General features: G+C 50.6%; 16 protein-coding genes. 10 read left to right on the top strand and 6 right to left on the bottom strand.

The window, feature by feature from the left end:
- Window positions 1-47: 47 nt before the first annotated feature.
- Entirely contained in the window at window positions 48-596 is a 549-nt protein-coding gene (locus NA330_RS03680) for a YcbK family protein (RefSeq protein ID WP_000357052.1), read from the top strand.
- 27 nt (window positions 597-623) lie between these two features.
- Entirely contained in the window at window positions 624-1,271 is a 648-nt protein-coding gene (locus NA330_RS03675; RefSeq protein ID WP_001109471.1) for an MBL fold metallo-hydrolase, read from the top strand.
- A gap of 61 nt (window positions 1,272-1,332) precedes the next feature.
- On the opposite strand, the gene aspC is transcribed toward NA330_RS03675, so the two are convergent.
- The 4 genes from aspC to NA330_RS03655 form a co-directional block, all read right to left on the bottom strand.
- The gene (gene aspC / locus NA330_RS03670; protein ID WP_000462653.1) at window positions 1,333-2,523 is read right to left on the bottom strand and encodes an aspartate transaminase; all 1,191 of its coding nucleotides are present in this window, start codon (window positions 2,521-2,523) and stop codon (window positions 1,333-1,335) included.
- Between the two features lie 184 nt (window positions 2,524-2,707).
- Complete coding sequence (gene ompF / locus NA330_RS03665) at window positions 2,708-3,799, bottom strand: porin OmpF (RefSeq protein WP_000977709.1); 1,092 nt, start codon at window positions 3,797-3,799, stop codon at window positions 2,708-2,710.
- A gap of 606 nt (window positions 3,800-4,405) precedes the next feature.
- Entirely contained in the window at window positions 4,406-5,806 is a 1,401-nt protein-coding gene (asnS, locus tag NA330_RS03660) for an asparagine--tRNA ligase (RefSeq protein WP_000117867.1), read from the bottom strand.
- Between the two features lie 200 nt (window positions 5,807-6,006).
- Window positions 6,007-6,468 (bottom strand): Lrp/AsnC family transcriptional regulator, encoded by a 462-nt coding sequence (locus tag NA330_RS03655; protein WP_000762345.1) that lies wholly within the window; start codon window positions 6,466-6,468, stop codon window positions 6,007-6,009.
- A 317-nt stretch (window positions 6,469-6,785) separates the two neighbouring features.
- On the opposite strand from NA330_RS03655, the gene dpaL reads away from it, so the two are divergent.
- Both dpaL and NA330_RS03645 read left to right on the top strand, forming a co-directional pair.
- Window positions 6,786-8,000, top strand: coding sequence for a diaminopropionate ammonia-lyase (dpaL, locus tag NA330_RS03650; RefSeq protein WP_000544858.1), 1,215 nt, complete (start codon window positions 6,786-6,788; stop codon window positions 7,998-8,000).
- Window positions 8,001-8,245: 245 nt separating this feature from the next.
- Window positions 8,246-9,679: an alanine/glycine:cation symporter family protein gene (locus tag NA330_RS03645; protein WP_023244780.1), complete on the top strand. Its 1,434-nt coding sequence runs from the start codon at window positions 8,246-8,248 to the stop codon at window positions 9,677-9,679.
- Window positions 9,680-9,759: 80 nt separating this feature from the next.
- On the opposite strand, the gene pncB is transcribed toward NA330_RS03645, so the two are convergent.
- Window positions 9,760-10,962, bottom strand: a complete 1,203-nt coding sequence (pncB, locus tag NA330_RS03640; RefSeq protein WP_000191404.1) for a nicotinate phosphoribosyltransferase — start codon at window positions 10,960-10,962, stop codon at window positions 9,760-9,762.
- 266 nt (window positions 10,963-11,228) lie between these two features.
- Here pncB and pepN point away from each other — a divergent pair, with 266 nt between their 5' ends.
- From pepN to zapC, 3 genes are all read left to right on the top strand, one after another.
- Window positions 11,229-13,841 (top strand): aminopeptidase N, encoded by a 2,613-nt coding sequence (pepN, locus tag NA330_RS03635; protein WP_000193774.1) that lies wholly within the window; start codon window positions 11,229-11,231, stop codon window positions 13,839-13,841.
- A 207-nt stretch (window positions 13,842-14,048) separates the two neighbouring features.
- Complete coding sequence (gene pyrD / locus NA330_RS03630; protein ID WP_000291723.1) at window positions 14,049-15,059, top strand: quinone-dependent dihydroorotate dehydrogenase; 1,011 nt, start codon at window positions 14,049-14,051, stop codon at window positions 15,057-15,059.
- Between the two features lie 165 nt (window positions 15,060-15,224).
- Window positions 15,225-15,767, top strand: a complete 543-nt coding sequence (zapC, locus tag NA330_RS03625) for a cell division protein ZapC (protein ID WP_001220671.1) — start codon at window positions 15,225-15,227, stop codon at window positions 15,765-15,767.
- Here zapC and NA330_RS03620 read toward each other — a convergent pair.
- Window positions 15,764-16,873 carry a YcbX family protein gene (locus NA330_RS03620; RefSeq protein ID WP_052894791.1) on the bottom strand — a complete coding sequence of 370 codons (1,110 nt, stop codon included), beginning with the start codon at window positions 16,871-16,873 and terminating at the stop codon, window positions 15,764-15,766. The two genes, zapC and NA330_RS03620, sit on opposite strands and share 4 nt — an antisense overlap.
- A 98-nt stretch (window positions 16,874-16,971) precedes the next feature.
- On the opposite strand from NA330_RS03620, the gene rlmKL reads away from it, so the two are divergent.
- Genes rlmKL through pqiA form a run of 3 tightly spaced genes read left to right on the top strand, consistent with a single transcriptional unit; the run spans window position 16,972 to window position 22,268 of the window.
- A complete protein-coding gene (gene rlmKL / locus NA330_RS03615; protein ID WP_001086485.1) occupies window positions 16,972-19,080 on the top strand; it encodes a bifunctional 23S rRNA (guanine(2069)-N(7))-methyltransferase RlmK/23S rRNA (guanine(2445)-N(2))-methyltransferase RlmL in 2,109 nt (702 codons plus the stop codon).
- A 12-nt stretch (window positions 19,081-19,092) separates the two neighbouring features.
- Window positions 19,093-21,000 carry an ABC transporter ATP-binding protein gene (locus NA330_RS03610; RefSeq protein WP_023241543.1) on the top strand — a complete coding sequence of 636 codons (1,908 nt, stop codon included), beginning with the start codon at window positions 19,093-19,095 and terminating at the stop codon, window positions 20,998-21,000.
- A gap of 14 nt (window positions 21,001-21,014) precedes the next feature.
- Window positions 21,015-22,268, top strand: a complete 1,254-nt coding sequence (pqiA, locus tag NA330_RS03605; protein WP_000333152.1) for a membrane integrity-associated transporter subunit PqiA — start codon at window positions 21,015-21,017, stop codon at window positions 22,266-22,268.
- Window position 22,269 lies beyond the last annotated feature (1 nt).

The following is a 22,269-nucleotide window of genomic DNA, read 5'->3' as shown; positions in this document are numbered from 1 at the left end:
AGGTAGAAGTGTATTAACGATAACATTGACCTGTAGACCTGATTATCATGGACAAATTTGACGCTAATCGCCGCAAGCTGCTGGCGCTTGGTGGTGTCGCTCTCGGCGCCGCCATCCTGCCCGCGCCAGCGTTTGCCACACTCTCGACCCCACGCCCGCGCATTTTGACGTTAAACAATCTCCATACCGGAGAGTCAATCAAGGCGGAGTTTTTCGATGGAAGAGCCTACATTCAGGATGAATTAGCAAAGTTAAACCATTTTTTCCGTGACTATCGCGCGAATAAAGTCCGATCAATCGATCCCCGCCTGTTTGACCAACTTTACCGACTTCAGGGGCTGTTAGGGACGCGTAAACCTGTGCAGCTCATCTCAGGCTACCGTTCTCTTGATACCAATAATGAATTACGCGCCCGTAGCAGCGGCGTAGCGAAAAAAAGCTACCATACAAAAGGGCAGGCGATGGATTTTCATATTGAAGGCGTGGCGCTGAGCAATATTCGCAAAGCGGCGTTATCTATGCGCGCAGGTGGTGTAGGATATTACCCACGTAGTAACTTTGTGCATATTGATACCGGGCCGGCGCGGCACTGGTAATCAGCGAGGCTTAATCAAAGGAGCAGTATGAACTATCGTATTATTCCGGTCACCGCGTTCTCCCAGAACTGTTCATTAATCTGGTGCGAACAAACCCGGCTGGCGGCACTGGTCGATCCGGGCGGCGACGCGGAAAAAATTAAACAGGAAGTGGACGCCAGCGGCGTGACGTTGATGCAAATTTTACTCACGCATGGGCATCTCGATCATGTCGGCGCGGCGAGTGAACTGGCGCAGCATTACGGCGTTCCTGTTATCGGTCCGGAAAAAGAAGATGAGTTCTGGCTGCAAGGACTGCCGGCGCAAAGCCGCATGTTTGGTCTGGATGAGTGTCAGCCGCTGACGCCTGATCGCTGGTTGAACGACGGCGATCGCGTCAGCGTGGGGAATGTGACGTTACAGGTGTTACATTGTCCGGGACACACGCCGGGACACGTGGTTTTCTTTGATGAACAGTCGCAACTGCTGATCTCCGGCGATGTGATTTTCAAAGGTGGCGTCGGGCGCAGCGATTTTCCTCGCGGCGATCACACCCAGTTGATTGACGCTATTAAGCGTAAATTATTGCCGCTTGGCGATGATGTGACCTTTATTCCTGGCCACGGCCCGCTCTCTACGCTCGGGTACGAGCGTCTGCATAATCCCTTCCTGCAAGATGAGATGCCGGTCTGGTAAGCAGAATGAAAAAGCCTGCAATGTGCAGGCTTTTTTATCGGTCACGCCAGTCGACAGTTTTTTACAGTACCGCAACAATGGCTTCGCATAGCGGCGCCATATTATCCGGGGTCATGCCCGCCACGTTCACGCGACCAGAAGCCACGGCATAAACGCCAAACTCTTCACGCAGACGCAGCACCTGATCTTTGGTCAGACCGCTGAATGAGAACATCCCGTTCTGCTTGATAATAAAGCTGAAGTCACGGTTCGCGCCTTTTTCCTGCAAGGTATTCACGAACAGTTGACGCATACGCTGAATACGCTGGCGCATGTCCGTCAGTTCCTGTTCCCAGATAGCGCGCAGGGCGTCATTACTCAGGATAGTCGCGACGATGGACGCGCCGTGCGCTGGCGGGTTGGAGTAGTTAGCGCGAATGGCGGATTTCATCTGGCTAAAAGCGCGATCCACGGTTTCCGCATCGGCAGCCACGAGGGTGCAGGCGCCGACGCGCTCATTATATAAGCCGAAGTTTTTGGAGTAGGAGCTGGCGACAATGAGCTCTTTATGCAGCGCGGCAAAGGCGCGCAGACCTTCCGCATCTTCTTCCAGGCCGCGGGCAAAGCCCTGGTAAGCGAAATCGAATAGCGGCAGCCACCCTTTTTCAACGGAAAGCTCAGCCAGAACCTGCCACTGTTCCAGAGTAGGGTCAATGCCGGTTGGGTTATGACAGCAACCGTGGAACAGAACCACATCGCCGGCCTGTGCTTCGCTCAGGCTGGCTTGTAGCGCTTCAAAATCCAGCGTGTGATTTTCCGCATCGTAGTAAGCGTACTCCCGAACTTCCAGACCGGCAGCGTTAAACACGCTTTTGTGGTTCGGCCAGCTGGGGTTGCTCACCCACACCCGTTTTACCGGAGTATTTTTTGCCAAAAAGTCGGCGGCAATGCGTAACGCGCCGGTACCGCCCGGCGTTTGCGCCGTGCGTGCGCGCTTATCGTTAATCAGCGCGCTGCCTTTGCCGAACAGCAGTTCCTGAGTGCAGCGAGCAAATTCTGGAATCCCGTCAATGCCGAGATAGTTTTTCGTCGTTTCATTTTCCAGTAAATACTGCTCGGCTTTTTTAACGCTGGTGAGCACCGGTGTTTTGCCGGTTTCATCTTTATATACGCCAATGCCAAGGTTAATTTTCCCTGGACGGTCATCGGCGCGAAACAGATCGGCCAGGCCCAAAATCGGGTCGGCAGGAGCGGCGGTTATGTTCTCAAACATGAAGAGGTTCCATTATAGTTACAGAAGGGAAATCCGCTATCAGGTTAACGGCAGATTTACAAAATGCCAACCGTTAGCGCTAAAAAGCCCGCCTGTTTTTGAAAGACGCACATTTTCTCTAAGAGAGATAAAAAAACAGGACCGAAGTCCTGTTTTTGAGGCATAAAACAAAGGGGTCTGCTGATCAGAACTGGTAAGTAATACCGACAGCCGCCTGATCGTCGGTGCCAACGTAGCTGGAGCTGTAGTCGTTTTCGTCCAGCAGGTTGAAACGGTAGTCAACCCATACGTTCATGTTTTTGTTGAAGTAGTAAGTCGCGCCCGCCTGAATATATTTCGCCAGATCGGCCGAGCCGTCGGCGCCGTTCAACTGCTTACCTTTACTCTGCACATACGAGATTGCCGGACGTAGGCCGAAGTCAAACTGGTACTGAGCGACCACTTCCAGGTTCTGCGTTTTGTTTGCCATTTCCACGGTATCGGTAACCGTATTTTCAACAATGCTCATATTGCGGGTTTCAGCATATACGGCAGCCAGGTAGACGTTGTTTGCATCATATTTCGCGCCAACGGCCCACGATTCTGCGCGATCGCCATTACCATCGCGATCCTGCTGATCGTTAGTACGCTTGCTGTTGCTGTACGCTGCGGTGACGCCAAAGCCGTCGAACTCATATGCCATGGTGTAACCTACGCCATCGCCATTCTGAGAGTTAATGCTGTGGTTGTCCTGATTTTTACCCTGATACTGGATACCGAAAGAGAGACCGTCCACCAGACCAAAGAAGTCAGAGTTACGGTAGGTCAACAAACCGCCAGCACGGCTGGTCATGTAGTTATCGGTATAGGCGCCGCCCCAGGTTTCGCCGGAGAAGTAGGGGGCCATATCGGTATAGGATTCAACATCGTAAACGATACCGTAGTTACGACCATAATCGATTGAACCCACTTCCGCGTATTTCAAACCCGCGAAAGCCAGACGTACCAGATTCGAGTTCTGCTGTTCGCCTTCAGCGCGGTCTGCTTTAGTACGGTATTCCCACTGACCGAAACCGGTCAGATCGGTGTTAATCTGCGTTTCCCCTTTAAAACCAATCTGGGCATAAGTCTGGTCGGCATTTTTGCTATCGCCGGTCGTTGTCCATACGTGACGACCCACGGCTTTACCGTACAGATCCAGCTTATTACCATCTTTATTATAAATTTCTGCTGCGTTTGCGGTTGCAGCAGCCAGCAGGGCAGGGATCACCGCTGCCAGGATTTTGCGCTTCATCATTATTTATTACCCTCATTGGTTTTTTTATATGACACCTGCCACTGCCGTCAATAAATTCCGTCAATAAAACTTTACAGAAATATTGATGAGAGTTTGGTGTCTTTATGTGTCTGACAGGCATCTTTCCATTCAAACTAACGTTTCGCTACCGTGAAAGTGCTACAAATATAAAGATTTAGTTTCAAAAGGAAAAAATATGTAAACAAATGTTATTTTTGCGGAACTTTGTGAACAACGTCAAACTTCCCCTGAGTTCTCGCTTTGATTTGATCATTTTTATTTTATCACTATGATTTTATTGTGATTATTGGCTTGTAGCACCGTTGTGCCTGAAAAAACAGCAGACGAGCTATTTCATAAAAATAGCCATTTAGAAGTCTTGATGTCCGAAATTGTGGTGAAAAATTGTGCTATTAGAGCAGAAAAATCTAATCCGCAATAAAATTAAGGATTAATTTTTATGTGTAAATATTTTTGTGAAATATACAGTAACAAGATGTGGTAATTCAGAGGGTTGTAATTAAATTTATTTACTTATTGATAATAAAACTGACATTCAGGCGAAAAAAAAGGCCAGCATAGCTGGCCTTGAGTGTGACGTAAAAATCAGAAGCTGGCGTTGCGTGGGGTCCGTGGGAACGGAATAACATCGCGCACGTTTTGCACACCCGTGACGTAAGCGATAAGGCGTTCAAAGCCCAGGCCAAAGCCGGAATGCGGTACAGTACCGTAGCGACGTAAGTCGCGATACCACCAGTAATCCTCTTTATTCAGCCCCATTTCGGCCATACGGGCATCCAGCACATCCAGACGCTCTTCACGCTGGGAACCACCGATGATTTCGCCGATTCCCGGCGCCAGCACATCCATGGCCGCCACGGTTTTGCCATCTTCGTTAAGGCGCATGTAAAACGCTTTAATTTCCTTCGGATAGTTTTTCACCACTACCGGCGCTTTGAAATGCTCTTCCGCCAGATAGCGTTCGTGTTCGGAAGAGAGGTCGACGCCCCAGAACACCGGGTTTTCAAATGTCTTACCACAGCGTTCCAGAATGGCGACCGCATCGGTGTAATCCACCTGAGCAAAGTCGGTGGAGACAAAACGCTCCAGACGAGCGATAGCGTCTTTATCCACGCGTTCGGCAAAGAACTTCATGTCATCCGCACGCTCTTCCAGAACCGCCTTGAAGACATATTTCAGCATGGCTTCCGCCAGACGGGCGTTGTCTTCCAGATCGGCGAACGCCACTTCCGGCTCCAGCATCCAGAACTCCGCCAGGTGGCGGCTGGTGTTGGAATTTTCCGCGCGGAAGGTCGGCCCAAAAGTATAGATTTTGGACAGCGCACAGGCATACGTTTCACCGTTGAGCTGGCCGGAGACGGTCAGGAATGATTCTTTGCCAAAAAAGTCTTTGTCAAAATCTACTCTGCCCTGGTCGTTACGCGGCAGGTTTTCCAGATCCAACGTTGAGACGCGGAACATTTCGCCAGCGCCTTCGGTATCGGAAGCGGTAATCAGCGGGGTAGAGACCCAAAAGAAACCCTGCTCATCGAAGAAGCGATGCAGCGCCTGCGCCAGAGTATGGCGGACGCGCGCTACCGCGCCAATCAGGTTGGTGCGCGGGCGCAGATGCGCGACCTCACGCAGATACTCAATGCTATGGCGTTTTGCCGCCATCGGGTAGGTATCCGGATCTTCCACCCAGCCTGCGACCTCTACTTTCGTGGCCTGGATTTCGAAACTTTGCCCCTGTCCCGGCGACGCGACAACCTTACCTGTTACTACCACGGAGCAGCCTGTCGTCAGGTGTAATACTTCTTCATTATAATTGGGCAGAGAATTATTAATGACAGCCTGTACAGGATCAAAGCAGGAGCCGTCATAAACGGCGAGGAAGGAGATGCCAGCTTTTGAATCTCGGCGGGTACGCACCCATCCGCGCACGGTGACTTCTTGGTCAACGGCTACACGGCCCTGGAGTACGTCGGCTACAGGCACAACGCTCATAATATTTTCTCTAGTTAATAGTCGGAAAAAATAAACACTTGTCCACCCGAAATGGGGGTATTCCTATGTTACCTGGCATCTGCAATCAGACAAGCAGAAATCGCATCTGGAAGCAGGTTTTCAGAAAGAAACCTGTAAAAAGTTCGCACCTGCTCGCGAACCATTGAAAATTTAGGCTGGTTTTGCAAGCTTTGCGCACGTTACTCGATCAGGACGCGCATCTCTTGCTTGGCGTTTTGCATCACGACAATCGTTTTAAAAGACTTAATATTGCCTGAGGAAAAGAAAAGCTCACGGGTAAGCGTTTCATATTCCGCCATGTCACGAACATTGAGCACCAGTAAAAAGTCGAAATCGCCCGTTACGTAGTAGACCTGCTGCACCTGCGGGCAACTGACAAACCGTTGACGAGCCTCTTCCAGTAAATTGAATCGCTCGTTTTCGATCACCACCTGCACCACAATCGTGACCGGGCGTCCCACTTTGCCAGCATCAACAAGGCTGACATTGCCTTTAATTATGCCCGCCTCCTCCAGTGCCGCGATACGACGATTCACTGCCGAAGGTGAAAGATTGACCTGTTCGGCGATTTCCCGCTGAGAAAGACGATTATCGCGTTGCAATAATGTCAGAATGTTTTTATCCCAGGCGTCAAGCTTCATATCGCAAATAACCTCTTTAATGTGATGACTATCACTGTGCGCAATTTTGCTGCGTCCAGGTCGTTAAAAAAAGGTGAAAATTGCACGACGATGGGCATTTTCGCGCCATTTAACAGCAATAAGCATAGTACTATCATAATCAGTGGAATAAAGAAAAGGACGTAATAGATATTGTGCGACTCTTTTATCAGTACGGTTTATTAAAGTGAGGATAACCACTACTACAGCCACAAAACGCGAGTTCTTTACTTGTTTCTACTCAATAATTGCCAAAAACATATTATTTCAATAAATAAACTTTAACAAAAGGTATCATTATGCATGAACTTATTAAATACCAGTTTAATACACGTCGGAAAAAATATGGTACAGGAGCGGCCTTAAGTTTGCTTAACGGAAATGTTGGGCGTGAGGTGTTAGCATTTCATAAAAAATTACCCAATTATGCCGTCACGCCGTTACATAATCTGGCGCATCTAAGCCGGCGGCTTGGACTAGGGTCCATCCATATTAAAGATGAATCCTGGCGTTTTGGTCTGAATGCTTTTAAAGGTCTGGGCGGCTCTTATGCTGTAGGAAAATATCTCGCTGATAAATTGCAATGTGATATTAACTCGTTAAGTTTTGCTGCCCTTAACACTCCTGAGATTAAAGAAAAAATTAAGGATTGTGTTTTTGTTACCGCGACGGATGGCAATCATGGCCGTGGTGTGGCGTGGGCGGCGGAGCAATTAGGTCTAAAAGCCGTCGTTTATATGCCTAAAGGATCATCGTTAATCCGGGCAGAGAATATTCGCCATCATGGAGCTGAATGCACCATCACCGATCTGAACTACGATGATGCAGTGCGACTGGCCCATAGAATGGCGCAAACAAAAGGCTGGGTGCTTTTGCAGGATACAGCCTGGACAGGGTATGAAGAGATCCCAACGTGGATTATGCAAGGCTATATGACACTAGCGGTTGAAGCTTATGAGCAGCTCGCAGAAACAAACAGTCCGTTGCCAACCCACCTTATTTTACAAGCGGGGGTGGGATCGTTTGCTGGCAGTGTTATGGGTTATTTTGTTGAAAAAATGCAGGAAAATATCCCTAATATTATTGTGGTTGAGCCGCATCAGGCCAACTGTCTTTATCAATCCGCAGTTATGAATGATGGTCAACCTCACTGCGTCACTGGCGATATGGCGACGATAATGGCCGGGCTTGCGTGTGGGGAGCCGAATATTATCAGTTGGCCTATTATTCGGGACAACACCAGTTGTTTTATTTCCGCTGATGATTGTCTGGCGGCTAAGGGTATGCGCATTTCTGCCGCGCCGCGTCCAGGCACTGATACGCCTTTTATTTCCGGCGAGTCCGGAGCTATTGGCGTAGGGTTACTTTATGAGTTGATGAACAATATGCATTATCAGGATCTTGCTAATCGCTTACAGCTTGATGCCAATGCTCATGTTTTGCTTATTAGCACCGAAGGCGATACGTCCCCAGATATTTATGAAGATATAGTCTGGAACGGACGCAGTGCTTAAACATTACGACTAAAAAATTAGAGAATAAAGGCAGCATGTAAAAAACGCGTTTTTTATACGCATAATAAACCTAATGCAGGAAGCAAAACTTCATAACAATATACCATTAAAACGGCATTTAGTGAGTAAGGGATGCTCCTACCCGCTGACTTTCCAGTTTAGTGTTGTTGGCAAAATTCAGGATTACGCTGAACTGGAAAGATTATTTCTGAGACTGAACGAATTAATTTAAATCCGAGGTCATTATGTTAGAGCAACTTTCACAACTCTTTGAATTTCTATGGGGTGGCCCATTATTTTTGTGTGTCATCGGCATTGGCTTTTATTTTACAGTACGCCTCAAATTTTTCCAGATTATCAATTTAAAAGAAATTTACCGTAATACAATTGGTACACTTGCCGGAAAAAATAAACAAAACACTACTGGCGAGGCAGCGTCTAAAAAATCCTTAAAATCAATAGAGGTGGCTGCCACTGTGCTATCCGGCTCATTAGGCGCGGGAACGATCGCAGGTGTTGCTGCGGCTATTGCGGTTGGCGGACCTGGGGCAATTTTCTGGATGTGGATCATTGCGGTCGTGGGTATGATGACCAAAATGGTTGAAGTGACGCTGGCGGTGAAATACCGAAGTAAAGGTGAGAATGGCGAATATTATGGCGGCCCAATGCATTATATTAAGAAAGGGCTCAATAAAAAATGGCATCCCCTGGCAGGATTATATGCGTTTGCATTAATGATTCTGGTTATTACGGATGCCTGTTTTGTACAAACTAATACGATGGCGGCGGTCATTCACTATACGTTTGACATCCCAACAAGCGTCATTGGGGGATTTATTGTCATCGTAGGCGCGTTGGTTATTTTAAAAGGGCTCGCCAGTCTTGGTAAATTCTGTACGATTGCACTTCCACCGATCACCATTGCCTATTTCATTGGTGCCGCTGGTGTAGTGGTATTGAATATCGAGGCTATCCCACAGGTTATAAAAAGTATTTTCTATTATGCCTTTGCCCCTGCGCCAGCAGCCGGTGGCTTTGTCGGGTCAACCATCATGATGGCCATCAGTAAAGGAGCCAGTCGCGGAATATTCACTAACGAAGCCGGCATGGGTACCTCGGCCACAGTACATGCTACTGCCAACGTGGATTATGCTTTCCGTCAGGGAATGTGGGGGGCAGTGGAAGTATTTTTTGTTTCAATGATTACCTGTAACTTTACCGCATTTGCTGTACTTGCTTCTGGTATGTGGACAGACGCCAGTTATCAAGGTATTCAGATTATCTTTGCCGCCTTAAAAGAAACATGGCATCCGATTATTGTTCAGGTTCTCTGTCTCGGTGTGGCGTTGATTCTGTTTACTTCTTATCTTGGTTCATATATTAAATTTCGCACTTCAATAAACTATATCTTTGGCGATAAGCTAGAACGCATCATTAAATGGCTATATTTTTTGCCGCCACTGATTGCCGTTAATATGGAAATCCCGGTAATCTGGTTAATGGCTGATATTGCTGTCGGTTTTCTGGTTATCCCCAACGTAATTGCTCTGTTCTTGCTGCGTAAAGAATTTATTAGCGAATTCAATTTATTCAGAACGCGTACACAGCGGGACACTAATTCTGAAAAAACAACGCAAATTACGCACGTAAATATGTCGAAGAGTGAAGGGGAAGAATAGTCACCATCGCGGCCAGAACAGGTAAGATGGTCAGAAGAGTAACAAAGCGCCCACTTTCCGGGCGCTTCGCACAGGCATGGTTAACTTGCTTTACGCACCTGCGGGAGATCGAACGCTTTACGCAGCGCGCGCACAAACGCTTTATCATGACAGATCGTTTTACCGGGGCTGTCGGAAAGTTTAGCCACCGGCTTTCCGTTACATTCCACGAGCTTAATCACGATATTGAGCGGTTTTACCTGAGGGATATCGCAGGTCAGGCGGGTACCGATGCCGAAGCTTAACTGCACGCGAGAGGCGAAATGGCGATAGAGCTCGACCGCCTTTGGCAGATCAAGGTTATCTGAAAAGACCAGCGTTTTTGTCAGCGGATCAATCCCCAGCTTTTCATAATGGGCAATCGCCTTTTCGCCCCATGCGACAGGGTCTCCTGAGTCGTGGCGTAACCCCTGATAACGGCTGGCGAATTCAATGCCGAAATCGCGTAAAAACGCATCCATTGTAATGCAATCTGTCAATGCGATACCAAGCTGGTCCGGATATTCGTTAAGCCAGGCGGCCAACGCGGCACGCTGGCTGGTCGCCAGGTCCGGACTGATTTGTTGATGCGCCTGGAACCATTCGTGCGCCTGAGTGCCCATCGGCGTCAGCGCCAGGCGACGCGCGAGATCATAGTTGCTGGTGCCGACGAACCATGACTCCTGCTGGAGACGTTTAACTATCGCCTGCTGCACTTCACGAGAGAAACGGCGGCGGGTGCCGAAGTCCATCAGGTGGAAGCGGGACATATCGAGATTGGCGGTTAACGCAGTGAAATCAACCAGCTTACTTTCCAGCGCGTCGAGCGCCTGATCAACGCCCGCGTTTGGCGAGCGGTAGTGATGAACCAGCTCACTGATCACGGCCAGCAGCGGCACTTCCCACATAATGACTTCACGCCACGGGCCGGTTAAGCGAATATTCAGCTTGCCGTTATCGTTGGTGACACAGACTTGAGCCGGGTTATAGCGAAACTCGCGTAACCAGTTCAGATAATCCGGTTTAAAAAAGGGCAGGCCGGAGAGCCACTGGAACTCGTCCTCCTGGAGGCGCAGGTGCTGCATCGCGTCCACCTGCTCGCGAATAGCATCGGCATAAATACCCAGCAGGTCGTCGCCACGGCAACGAAACTCAGCCGCTACCTGCACATCATAGTAGTGGTGAAAAACGGCTTGCTGCATATGCAACTTATAAGCATCTGTATCCAGCAACGAGTGCAGAACAGGAGAAGCGAATTGTGTCATAGGTGCGCTGTTGCGTCCTCTCACGGGAGCGTTTAGTACAATAAACAACTAAGAAAACCGCTGGAGTATACCTTGTTTAGCGATTTATTGAACCCCGATCACACCATAAGCTGTCTTTAGGGTCGAGCGCATTTCGTGCCCCATGTTATAAAAATGTAGCAAATAGGCCGTTTGTGCCTGAAAAGATGAACATTCTGCGTAGCGCGATTTGCGCAACAGGAATAGACTGGAGTCGACACTCTACACAAAGATGCGAAAGGTTTTTTATGACACAACAGCCACAAGCCAAATACCGCCATGACTATCGCGCGCCGGATTACCAGATTACTGATATTGACTTGACCTTTGACCTCGATGCCGAAAAAACCGTGGTCACCGCAATAAGCCAGGCTGTTCGTCATGGCGCGCCTGATGCGCCTCTTCGCCTTGATGGGGAAGATTTAACGCTGGTATCTATCCACGTCAACGATGCGCCGTGGACAGCATATAAGGAAGAAGAGGGCGCGCTTATCATCAGCGACCTGCCAGAGCGTTTTACGTTACGCATTGTCAACGAGATAAGTCCGGCGGCGAATACGGCGCTGGAAGGATTGTACCAGTCCGGCGATGCGCTCTGTACCCAGTGTGAAGCGGAGGGCTTCCGCCATATTACCTGGTATCTTGACCGCCCGGACGTACTGGCGCGATTTACCACCAAAATTATTGCGGATAAAAGCAAATATCCGTTCCTGCTTTCCAATGGCAACCGTGTTGCGCAGGGTGAACTGGAGAATGGCCGTCACTGGGTTCAGTGGCAAGATCCGTTCCCGAAACCGTGTTATCTGTTTGCGCTGGTGGCCGGTGATTTTGACGTGCTGCGCGATACCTTTACCACCCGCTCCGGGCGTGAAGTCGCATTAGAACTGTACGTTGACCGTGGCAATCTGGATCGCGCGCCGTGGGCAATGACCTCGCTGAAAAATTCCATGAAATGGGATGAAACGCGTTTTGGGCTCGAATATGACCTCGACATCTATATGATTGTCGCGGTGGATTTCTTTAATATGGGCGCGATGGAGAATAAAGGTCTCAATATCTTTAACTCCAAATACGTGTTGGCGCGAACCGATACCGCGACGGATAAAGATTATCTCGATATTGAGCGCGTGATAGGTCATGAGTATTTCCACAACTGGACCGGCAACCGCGTCACCTGCCGCGACTGGTTCCAGTTGAGCCTGAAAGAGGGGCTAACCGTGTTCCGCGATCAGGAGTTTAGCTCTGATTTGGGGTCACGCGCGGTGAACCGCATCAGTAACGTGCGTACCATGCGCGGTTTACAATTCGCGGAAGACGCCAGCCCGATGGCGCATCCTATCCGCCCGGATAAAGTAATCGAAATGAATAACTTCTACACCCTCACCGTTTATGAAAAGGGTGCGGAAGTCATTCGCATGATCCACACGTTGCTGGGTGAGGAAAATTTCCAGAAGGGGATGCAGCTTTATTTTGAGCGCCATGACGGCAGCGCCGCGACGTGTGATGACTTCGTACAGGCGATGGAAGATGCTTCTAATGTCGATTTGTCCCATTTCCGCCGCTGGTACAGTCAGTCCGGCACGCCGATTGTAACGGTAAAAGATGATTATAATCCGGAAACCGAGCAGTACACGTTGACCATCAGCCAGCGCACTCCGGCGACGGCGGATCAGGCGGAGAAGCAGCCGCTGCATATTCCATTCGCCATCGAACTGTACGATAACGAAGGCAACGTCATTCCGTTGCAAAAAGGCGGTCACCCGGTCAATGCCGTGCTGAACGTCACGCAGGCGGAGCAGACATTTACCTTCGATAATGTTTACTTCCAACCTGTTCCGGCCTTGCTGTGCGAGTTTTCAGCGCCGGTGAAACTGGAATATAAATGGAGCGATCAGCAGTTGACGTTCCTGATGCGCCATGCGCGCAATGATTTCTCCCGTTGGGATGCGGCGCAAAGCCTGCTGGCCACATACATTAAACTGAATGTGGCGCGTCATCAGCAGGGGCAACCGCTATCGCTTCCGGTGCATGTCGCTGATGCGTTCCGCGCAGTACTGTTGGATGAGAAAATCGATCCGGCGTTGGCCGCAGAAATTTTAACGCTGCCTTCGGCCAATGAAATTGCGGAGCTGTTTGAGGTCATCGACCCGATCGCCATTGCGCAAGTTCGTGAAGCGCTAACGCGTACGCTGGCGGCAGAACTGGCGGATGAGTTCCTGGCTATCTATAACGCCAATCATCTGGATGAGTATCGTGTTGATCACGGCGATATCGGTAAGCGCACGCTGCGCAATGCTTGCCTGCGCTTCCTGGCGTTTGGTGAGACGGAGCTGGCTAATACGCTGGTCAGCAAACAGTATCGCGACGCCAATAATATGACCGATGCGCTGGCGGCCCTGTCTGCTGCGGTGGCGGCGCAGTTGCCGTGCCGCGATATGCTGATGCAGGAGTATGACGATAAGTGGCATCAGGACGGCCTGGTGATGGATAAATGGTTTATCCTGCAATCCACAAGCCCGGCGGAAAATGTACTGGAAACCGTACGCGGCCTGCTCAAACACCGTTCTTTCAGTATGAGCAACCCGAACCGCATCCGTTCATTAATTGGCGCGTTTGCTGGCAGCAACCCGGCGGCGTTCCATGCGCAAGACGGTAGCGGATACCAGTTCCTGGTCGAGATGCTGACCGATCTGAATAGCCGTAACCCGCAGGTAGCATCTCGCCTCATTGAACCGCTGATTCGTCTGAAACGTTATGATGATAAGCGTCAGGAGAAAATGCGCGCGGCGCTGGAGCAGTTAAAAGGACTGGAGAATCTTTCCGGCGATCTGTACGAGAAGATAACTAAAGCGTTAGCCTGACAGTATCCGTTATAAAGAGGTAAGACATGCCCGGTAAGCGTTAGCGCTGCCGGGTATTTTTTTGCCGGACGATGACGCTCGCTGGCGAAACGTGAAGTGAGAATGAAGGAAAACGATTGCTATTTATTGCCGTAGGTCAATTCCCTTTTGCCTTGTTATCGCCCATAATACGCCCCCGGTTTGCACACCGGGAATCCAGGAGAGTTCATGTACTATCCCTTCGTTCGTAAAGCCCTTTTCCAGCTCGATCCAGAGCGCGCTCATGAATTTACATTTCAACAATTACGCCGCATTACAGGTACGCCGCTGGAAGCGCTGGTGCGCCAGAAAGTACCGACAAAGCCGGTTACCTGCATGGGACTTACCTTTAAAAATCCACTGGGGTTGGCTGCCGGTCTGGATAAAGACGGGGAGTGCATCGACGCGTTAGGCGCGATGGGGTTTGGCTCCCTGGAAATCGGCACCGTGACGCCGCGCCCACAGCCGGGTAACGATAAGCCGCGTCTTTTTCGTCTGGTGGATGCTGAAGGTCTGATCAATCGGATGGGCTTTAATAATCTGGGCGTCGATAACCTGGTCGAGAATGTTAAAAAAGCCCATTTTGATGGTATTCTGGGAATTAACATCGGTAAAAATAAAGATACGCCTGTCGAAAATGGCAAAGATGACTACCTGATTTGTATGGAAAAAGTCTATGCTTATGCGGGTTATATCGCCATTAATATTTCTTCGCCGAATACGCCAGGGCTACGTACGCTCCAGTATGGCGATGCGCTGGACGATCTGTTAACTGCCATTAAAAATAAGCAAAACGATCTTCAGGCGATCCACCATAAATATGTGCCGGTGGCAGTAAAGATCGCGCCGGATCTTTGTGAAGAAGAATTGATCCAGGTTGCCGATAGCCTGCTTCGTCATAATATTGATGGGGTGATTGCGACAAATACCACCCTCGATCGTTCTCTGGTACAAGGAATGAAAAATTGCCAGCAAACGGGGGGATTAAGTGGCCGGCCATTACAATTAAAAAGCACAGAAATTATTCGCCGTTTATCCCAGGAGTTAAAAGGACAATTGCCTATTATCGGCGTCGGCGGCATTGACTCAGTTATCGCCGCGCGCGAGAAGATAGCGGCAGGAGCTACGCTGGTACAAATTTATTCCGGCTTTATTTTTAAAGGCCCGCCATTGATTAAAGAAATCGTAACGCACATCTAAACTTAACCCTTTATCAGACAACCAGGGCTTTATTTCCGGCGCTGGTTGTTTTATATTTCTCCACTGTTGCTTATTTAGACATTTTAGGCTTTTATTATTGGGGTAATAAACGAAGCGGCAAAAGGACAATGCTGTTACGAGTTGCTTAAAAGCGGGAGAGAGGTAATGCGAATTAAACCTGACGATAACTGGCGCTGGTATTATGATGAAGAGCACGATCGTATGATGCTCGATCTCGCCAATGGTATGCTTTTTCGCTCGCGCTTCTCTCGTAAAATGCTTACGCCGGACGCGTTTTGCCCGACCGGTTTTTGTGTGGATGATGCCGCGCTCTATTTTTCCTTTGAAGAAAAATGCCGGGATTTCGAATTAACCAAAGAGCAACGCGCGGAGTTGGTGTTGAATGCGCTGGTGGCGATTCGCTATCTCAAACCGCAGATGCCAAAAAGCTGGCATTTTGTAGCGCATGGCGAAATGTGGACCCCAGGAACGGGTGATGCCGCAAGCGTCTGGTTAAGCGATACGGCGGAACAGGTTAATTTGTTGGTCGTTGAGCCGGGAGAAAATGCCGCGCTGTGTCTGCTGGCCCAGCCGGGTGTGGTGATAGCAGGCCGAACCATGCAGCTTGGCGATGCGATTAAAATTATGAACGACAGGCTGAAACCGCAGGTTCACTGCCACAGTTTCAGCCTTGAACAAGCGGTTTAATTTTCCAGTCGTAACGCGGTCTTAGGCACGCAGCTACAGCTCAGAATCGTACCATCGTCACCCATAGCCGATTTTTTCAGCGGACTTACTTCGCCTTCCAGCAAACGTATCCGGCAGCAACCACAGATACCAGCCCGGCAAGAATACGGAATACGAATCCCCTGATTCTCCAACTGTTCCAGTAGTACCTGTTGATTATTCCCGCAGAAGGTTTGCCCCTGCCAGTCGATGGTTACACTCGCGTCCGGGTGTTTATCTGGCGTAACTCTGTCGTCGACCGTTGTGGCGCCATAAGCTTTTGCCGGAGCTGTCGCCAGAATCTCCACTTCATCGCCGACGCGAACGACGCCGCTATTGCGGGCAATCAGATTCTGACCGAAATCCACATCGCCATTGTCCTGGGCGGTACGAAAAGCTTGCAGTGTCGCCAGCGGTTCGCCGGAAGGATGTTTTTGCCCCTTTTCAGGGCTGACGGTCGTAAAAATACAGCGGCTACAGGGCTTCACGACGTCAAAAATCACATCGCCAATGCGAAGCACTTTCCAGCTATCTTCCTCCCAGGCCGCTACGCCGGAAACCACTAAGTTTGGGCGAAATTGTTCCATTTGTACGCCTGCCGGACAACGCTGTTGCAGATCGCGCAGCGAGGCTTCGTTGGTCAATAAATACGGGTAGCCATCGGCAAATCCCAGCGGCACCGCGTTATGCCGTTTAACCCGGCGCGTCAACTGCGGCCCAACCCAGCGCAACTGGACATCGCGGGAGAAAAAGCCGCTCAACCATTGATTAATCGCCGTCGGGGCGACGCGAGCGGTAAAATGGTTTCCCCAGACCTCGGTCGGCGCATCCTGCGGGGGGAAATCCGTAAAGCGAACCAGCGCGCTACTGCCGTCTGGCGCGGTCAAATGGAGGCCGTCGTGTAAGGGAGAGGGGGTAAAACGTACCATTTGTGGAAACTGGCGGGCGGTAATAAATGTGCCGTCAGGCTCGGTCACCATGAAGATGCGATCAAAAGCCAGGCCGCTGATATCTGCCAGCGCATGAGTGAGGCCAATGCCGCGCATGGATTTGACCGGATGAATAAAGAGCCGTGATAACGTCGCCACCGTACAGTCCCTCAAATGAAAATAAGCCTTCAACTTTATGACATGGGCGTGAGATTAGCTATAATGCGCAACAATTTTCTTAGCGTAAAAGTGACAATATGAATTCTCTGTTTGCCAGTACGGCCCGCGGGCTGGAAGAGCTGTTAAAAACTGAACTGGAAAAACTGGGCGCCGTAGGGTGTCAGGTTGTTCAGGGTGGGGTCCATTTTCAGGGCGACACGCGGCTTATTTACCAGAGCCTGATGTGGAGCCGCCTGGCCTCGCGTATTATCCTGCCGATGGGTGAGTGCAAGGTCTACAGCGATCTCGATCTTTACCTCGGCGTTCAGGCGATAAACTGGACAGAGATTTTTAATCCTGGCGCGACGTTTGCGGTGCATTTCAGCGGCCTGAACGACACCATCCGTAATAGTCAGTATGGCGCGATGAAAGTTAAAGACGCGATTGTCGATGCGTTTACGCGGAAAAATCTTCCGCGTCCAAATGTGGACCGCGAATCGCCGGACCTCCGTATTAACGTCTGGCTGAATAAAGAAACGGCCAGCATTGCGCTGGATCTCAGTGGTGATGGCCTGCACCTGCGCGGTTATCGCGATCGCACCGGGCTGGCGCCAATTAAAGAGACGCTGGCGGCAGCGATTGTTATGCGTTCCGGCTGGCAGCCAGGTACACCGCTGCTCGACCCTATGTGTGGTTCGGGGACACTGTTGATTGAGGCCGCGATGTGGGCGACCGATCGCGCGCCGGGACTGCACCGTGGTCACTGGGGATTTAGCGGCTGGGCGCAGCATGACGAGACTATCTGGCAGGAAGTGAAAGCCGAAGCGCAGACCCGGGCGCGTAAGGGACTGGCAGAGTATTCCTCTCATTTCTACGGTTCCGACAGCGATGCGCGCGTCATTGAGCGGGCGCGCAGCAACGCCCGTCGCGCCGGTATCGGGGAGCTTATCACCTTTGAAGTGAAAGATGTGGCGCAACTGAGTAATCCATTGCCGAAAGGCCCGTATGGTACGGTGATCAGTAACCCGCCTTACGGCGAACGTCTGGACAGCGAACCGGCGCTGATTGCGTTGCACAGCCTGCTGGGCCGTACCATGAAAAATCAGTTTGGCGGCTGGAACCTGTCGCTGTTCAGCGCTTCGCCCGATCTGCTGGGCAGCCTGCAATTGCGTGCCGACAAACAGTTTAAAGCCAAGAATGGCCCGCTGGACTGCGTGCAGAAAAACTATCATATTGCGGAAACCACGGCGGACAGTAAACCGGCGACGGTGGCGGAAGATTACGCTAATCGCCTGCGTAAAAATCTTAAAAAGCTGGAGAAATGGGCGCGCCAGGAAGGGATTGAATGCTATCGCTTGTATGATGCCGACCTGCCGGAATATAACGTGGCGGTAGACCGTTACGGCGACTGGGCGGTGATTCAGGAATATGCGCCGCCGAAAACGGTGGATGCGCAAAAAGCGCGGCAACGTCTGTTCGATATTATTGCGGCAACCTTGTCAGTGCTCGGTATTCCGCCGAATAAACTGGTGTTAAAAACCCGTGAACGGCAAAAAGGAAAAAACCAGTATCAGAAAATGAGCGAGAAGGGCGAGTTCCTTGAGGTCAGCGAATATAATGCGCGCTTATGGGTAAATCTGACGGATTATCTCGACACCGGTCTGTTCCTCGATCACCGTATTGCCCGCAGAATGCTGGGAGAAATGAGCAAAGGCAAAGATTTCCTGAATCTCTTTTCTTATACCGGCAGCGCCAGTGTACATGCGGGTCTGGGCGGCGCGCGCAGCACCACAACGGTGGATATGTCCCGCACCTATCTGGAGTGGGCCGAACGTAATTTGCGTCTGAACGGACTGAGCGGCCGCGCGCATCGCCTGATTCAGGCCGACTGCCTGGGCTGGCTGCGCGAGGCGAATGAACAGTTCGATTTGATCTTTATCGATCCGCCGACGTTCTCTAACTCAAAACGTATGGAAGAGTCGTTTGATGTTCAGCGCGATCATGTCGCGTTAATGAAAGATTTAAAACGCCTGCTGCGTAAAGGCGGCACCATCATGTTCTCAAATAATAAGCGCGGATTCCGTATGGATCTGGAAGGGCTGGCTGAGCTGGGGCTTACCGCACAAGAAATTACGCAAAAAACGCTTTCCCCGGATTTTGCCCGTAACCGTCAGATTCATAACTGCTGGCTGATCCGCGCCGCCTGAAAGGAAAAGTAAATGTCATTAATCAGTATGCATGGCGCATGGCTGTCGTTCAGCGACGCGCCGCTTCTCGATAACGCAGAGTTGCATATCGAAGATAACGAACGCGTCTGTCTGGTGGGGCGTAACGGCGCCGGGAAATCCACCTTGATGAAGATCCTCAACCGCGAACAGGGTCTGGACGATGGGCGTATTATTTATGAGCAGGATCTGATCGTCGCGCGTCTGCAACAGGACCCGCCCCGTAATATTGCGGGCAGCGTCTATGACTTTGTCGCCGAAGGTATCGAAGAACAAGCGGAATACCTCAAGCGCTATCATGAGATTTCCCGTCTGGTGATGACCGATCCCAGCGAGAAAAACCTCAATGAAATGGCGCGCGTACAGGAACAGCTCGATCATCATAATCTGTGGCAGCTGGAAAACCGTATTAATGAAGTGCTGGCGCAGCTTGGACTCGATCCTAACGCCGCGCTGTCGTCGCTCTCCGGCGGCTGGCTGCGTAAAGCCGCGCTGGGTCGGGCGCTGGTCAGCAATCCGCGCGTATTGTTACTGGATGAACCGACTAACCATCTGGATATCGAAACTATCGACTGGCTGGAAGGGTTTTTGAAAACCTTTAACGGAACGATTATTTTTATCTCTCACGATCGTTCGTTTATTCGCAATATGGCAACCCGCATTGTCGATCTCGATCGTGGCAAACTGGTCACCTATCCGGGAAATTACGATCAATACCTGCTGGAGAAAGAAGAAGCGCTGCGCGTAGAAGAATTACAAAACGCGGAATTTGATCGCAAACTGGCGCAGGAAGAAGTCTGGATTCGTCAGGGTATCAAGGCGCGCCGCACCCGTAATGAAGGGCGCGTGCGGGCGTTAAAAGCGATGCGTCGTGAACGCAGCGAGCGCCGGGAAGTGATGGGCACGGCGAAGATGCAGGTCGAAGAGGCGACGCGCTCCGGTAAAATCGTTTTTGAGATGGAAAACGTCGATTACCAGGTAGAAGGAAAACAACTGGTAAAAGATTTCTCCGCTCAGGTACAGCGCGGCGACAAGATTGCGTTAATTGGCCCGAACGGCTGCGGTAAAACCACGCTACTGAAACTGATGCTGGGACAGCTTCAGGCTGACAGCGGGCGCATCCACGTAGGAACGAAGCTGGAAGTCGCCTACTTCGATCAGCATCGCGCCGAACTGGATCCGGAAAAAACCGTGATGGATAACCTTGCGGAAGGCAAGCAAGAGGTGATGGTAAACGGTAAGCCGCGCCATGTACTGGGCTATTTGCAGGACTTCCTGTTTCACCCCAAACGGGCGATGACGCCCGTCCGCGCGCTTTCCGGCGGCGAACGTAACCGTCTGCTGCTGGCACGACTGTTCCTCAAGCCGAGCAATCTTTTAATTCTTGATGAACCAACGAACGATCTTGACGTCGAAACGCTGGAACTATTAGAAGAATTAATTGATGGCTATCAGGGCACGGTACTACTGGTCAGCCACGATCGGCAATTTGTCGATAATACCGTGACGGAATGCTGGATTTTCGAGGGCGGCGGCAAAATCGGACGTTATATCGGCGGCTACCATGATGCGCGTGCGCAGCAAGAGCAGCATCTGGCGACGAAACAGCCGATGGCGAAAAAAAATGAGGAAGTTATTGCCCCTAAAGCAGAAATTGTAAAACGTGGCAGTAGCAAACTAAGCTATAAACTGCAGCGCGAGCTGGAGCAGTTACCCGGTCAGCTTGAAGACCTGGAAGCGAAGCTGGAAGCGCTACAGGCGCAGGTTGCGGATGCGGCCTTTTTTAGCCAACCCCATGAGCAAACGCAAAAAATTCTGGCCGATTTAAGTCAGGCGGAGCAAGAACTTGAGCAAGCCTTCGAACGTTGGGAGTATCTTGAAGGCCTGAAAAACGGGGCATAACGAAAGGAGCGCCTATGTGTGAACATCACCATGCTGCGAAGCACATATTGTGCCCGCAATGCGACATGCTGGTGGCTTTACCCCGCCTCTCGCATGGGCAAAAAGCAGCATGTCCACGATGCGGCGCAACGTTAACGACCGAGTGGGACGCGCCCCGGCAGCGTCCTACCGCCTATGCGTTAGCAGCACTATTTATGTTGCTGCTTTCTAACCTTTTTCCCTTCGTGAATATGAATGTCGCGGGCGTCACCAGCGAAGTCACGCTTCTGGAAATCCCCGGCGTCATGTTTTCTGAAGATTACGCCAGCCTCGGCACGTTCTTTTTATTATTTGTCCAACTGGTGCCGGCATTTTGCCTGGTGACCATTCTATTACTTGTCAACCGCGCCAGTCTGCCGTTGTCGGTAAAAAAAACGCTGGCAAGGATCTTTTTCCTCCTCAAATCGTGGGGAATGGCAGAAATATTTCTCGCCGGGGTGTTGGTCAGTTTTGTTAAGCTGATGGCCTACGGCGATATCGGCATCGGCAGCAGTTTTATTCCCTGGTGCTTATTTTGTCTCGTTCAACTGCGGGCGTTCCAGTGTGTCGATCGCCGCTGGTTGTGGGATGATATCGCCCCGCAGCCTGCACTGGCGCAGCCGTTAACGCCGGGGATTACCGGTATCCGGCAGTCTTTGCGTTCTTGCGCCTGCTGTACGGCGATCCTGCCTGCGGAGAGTCTCGTCTGTCCGCGTTGCCATACGAAAGGCTATGTCCGGCGTAAAAACAGTTTGCAGTGGACGCTGGCGTTATTATTTACCTCGATCATGCTTTATCTGCCCGCCAATATTTTGCCGATTATGATTACCGACTTACTGGGCTCGAAAATGCCGTCGACCATTCTGGCTGGCGTGATTTTGCTGTGGAGCGAGGGGTCTTATCCGGTGGCGGCGGTTATCTTTCTCGCCAGTATTATGGTGCCGACGCTAAAAATGATCGCTATTGCCTGGCTTTGTTGGGATGCGAAAGGCCACGGTAAGCGCGACAGTGAACGGATGCATTTTATTTATGAAGTAGTGGAGTTTGTGGGGCGCTGGTCAATGATTGATGTCTTTGTCATTGCTGTACTCTCTGCGCTGGTGCGTATGGGAGGGTTAATGAATATTTATCCTGCGATGGGTGCGTTGATGTTTGCTTTAGTCGTCATAATGACAATGTTTTCTGCGATGACCTTTGATCCGCGTCTGTCGTGGGATCGTGAATACGAACCAGGCCATGAGGAGTCCTGAT

It is taken from the genome of Salmonella sp. NW722, assembly GCF_051702785.1.
In the GTDB taxonomy this organism is placed as follows: domain Bacteria; phylum Pseudomonadota; class Gammaproteobacteria; order Enterobacterales; family Enterobacteriaceae; genus Salmonella; species Salmonella enterica.
This window is presented reverse-complemented; position numbering and strand designations above follow the sequence as displayed.

Coding starts and splice junctions, on each gene's coding strand:
- pncB (WP_000191404.1), bottom strand. CDS start 10,962: ATGACACAATTCGCTTCTCCTGTTCTGCACTCGTTGCTGGATACAGAT.
- zapC (WP_001220671.1), top strand. CDS start 15,225: ATGCGAATTAAACCTGACGATAACTGGCGCTGGTATTATGATGAAGAG.
- NA330_RS03675 (WP_001109471.1), top strand. CDS start 624: ATGAACTATCGTATTATTCCGGTCACCGCGTTCTCCCAGAACTGTTCA.
- pqiA (WP_000333152.1), top strand. CDS start 21,015: ATGTGTGAACATCACCATGCTGCGAAGCACATATTGTGCCCGCAATGC.
- pyrD (WP_000291723.1), top strand. CDS start 14,049: ATGTACTATCCCTTCGTTCGTAAAGCCCTTTTCCAGCTCGATCCAGAG.
- NA330_RS03655 (WP_000762345.1), bottom strand. CDS start 6,468: ATGAAGCTTGACGCCTGGGATAAAAACATTCTGACATTATTGCAACGC.
- dpaL (WP_000544858.1), top strand. CDS start 6,786: ATGCATGAACTTATTAAATACCAGTTTAATACACGTCGGAAAAAATAT.
- NA330_RS03645 (WP_023244780.1), top strand. CDS start 8,246: ATGTTAGAGCAACTTTCACAACTCTTTGAATTTCTATGGGGTGGCCCA.
- rlmKL (WP_001086485.1), top strand. CDS start 16,972: ATGAATTCTCTGTTTGCCAGTACGGCCCGCGGGCTGGAAGAGCTGTTA.
- NA330_RS03680 (WP_000357052.1), top strand. CDS start 48: ATGGACAAATTTGACGCTAATCGCCGCAAGCTGCTGGCGCTTGGTGGT.
- ompF (WP_000977709.1), bottom strand. CDS start 3,799: ATGATGAAGCGCAAAATCCTGGCAGCGGTGATCCCTGCCCTGCTGGCT.
- NA330_RS03610 (WP_023241543.1), top strand. CDS start 19,093: ATGTCATTAATCAGTATGCATGGCGCATGGCTGTCGTTCAGCGACGCG.
- asnS (WP_000117867.1), bottom strand. CDS start 5,806: ATGAGCGTTGTGCCTGTAGCCGACGTACTCCAGGGCCGTGTAGCCGTT.
- aspC (WP_000462653.1), bottom strand. CDS start 2,523: ATGTTTGAGAACATAACCGCCGCTCCTGCCGACCCGATTTTGGGCCTG.
- pepN (WP_000193774.1), top strand. CDS start 11,229: ATGACACAACAGCCACAAGCCAAATACCGCCATGACTATCGCGCGCCG.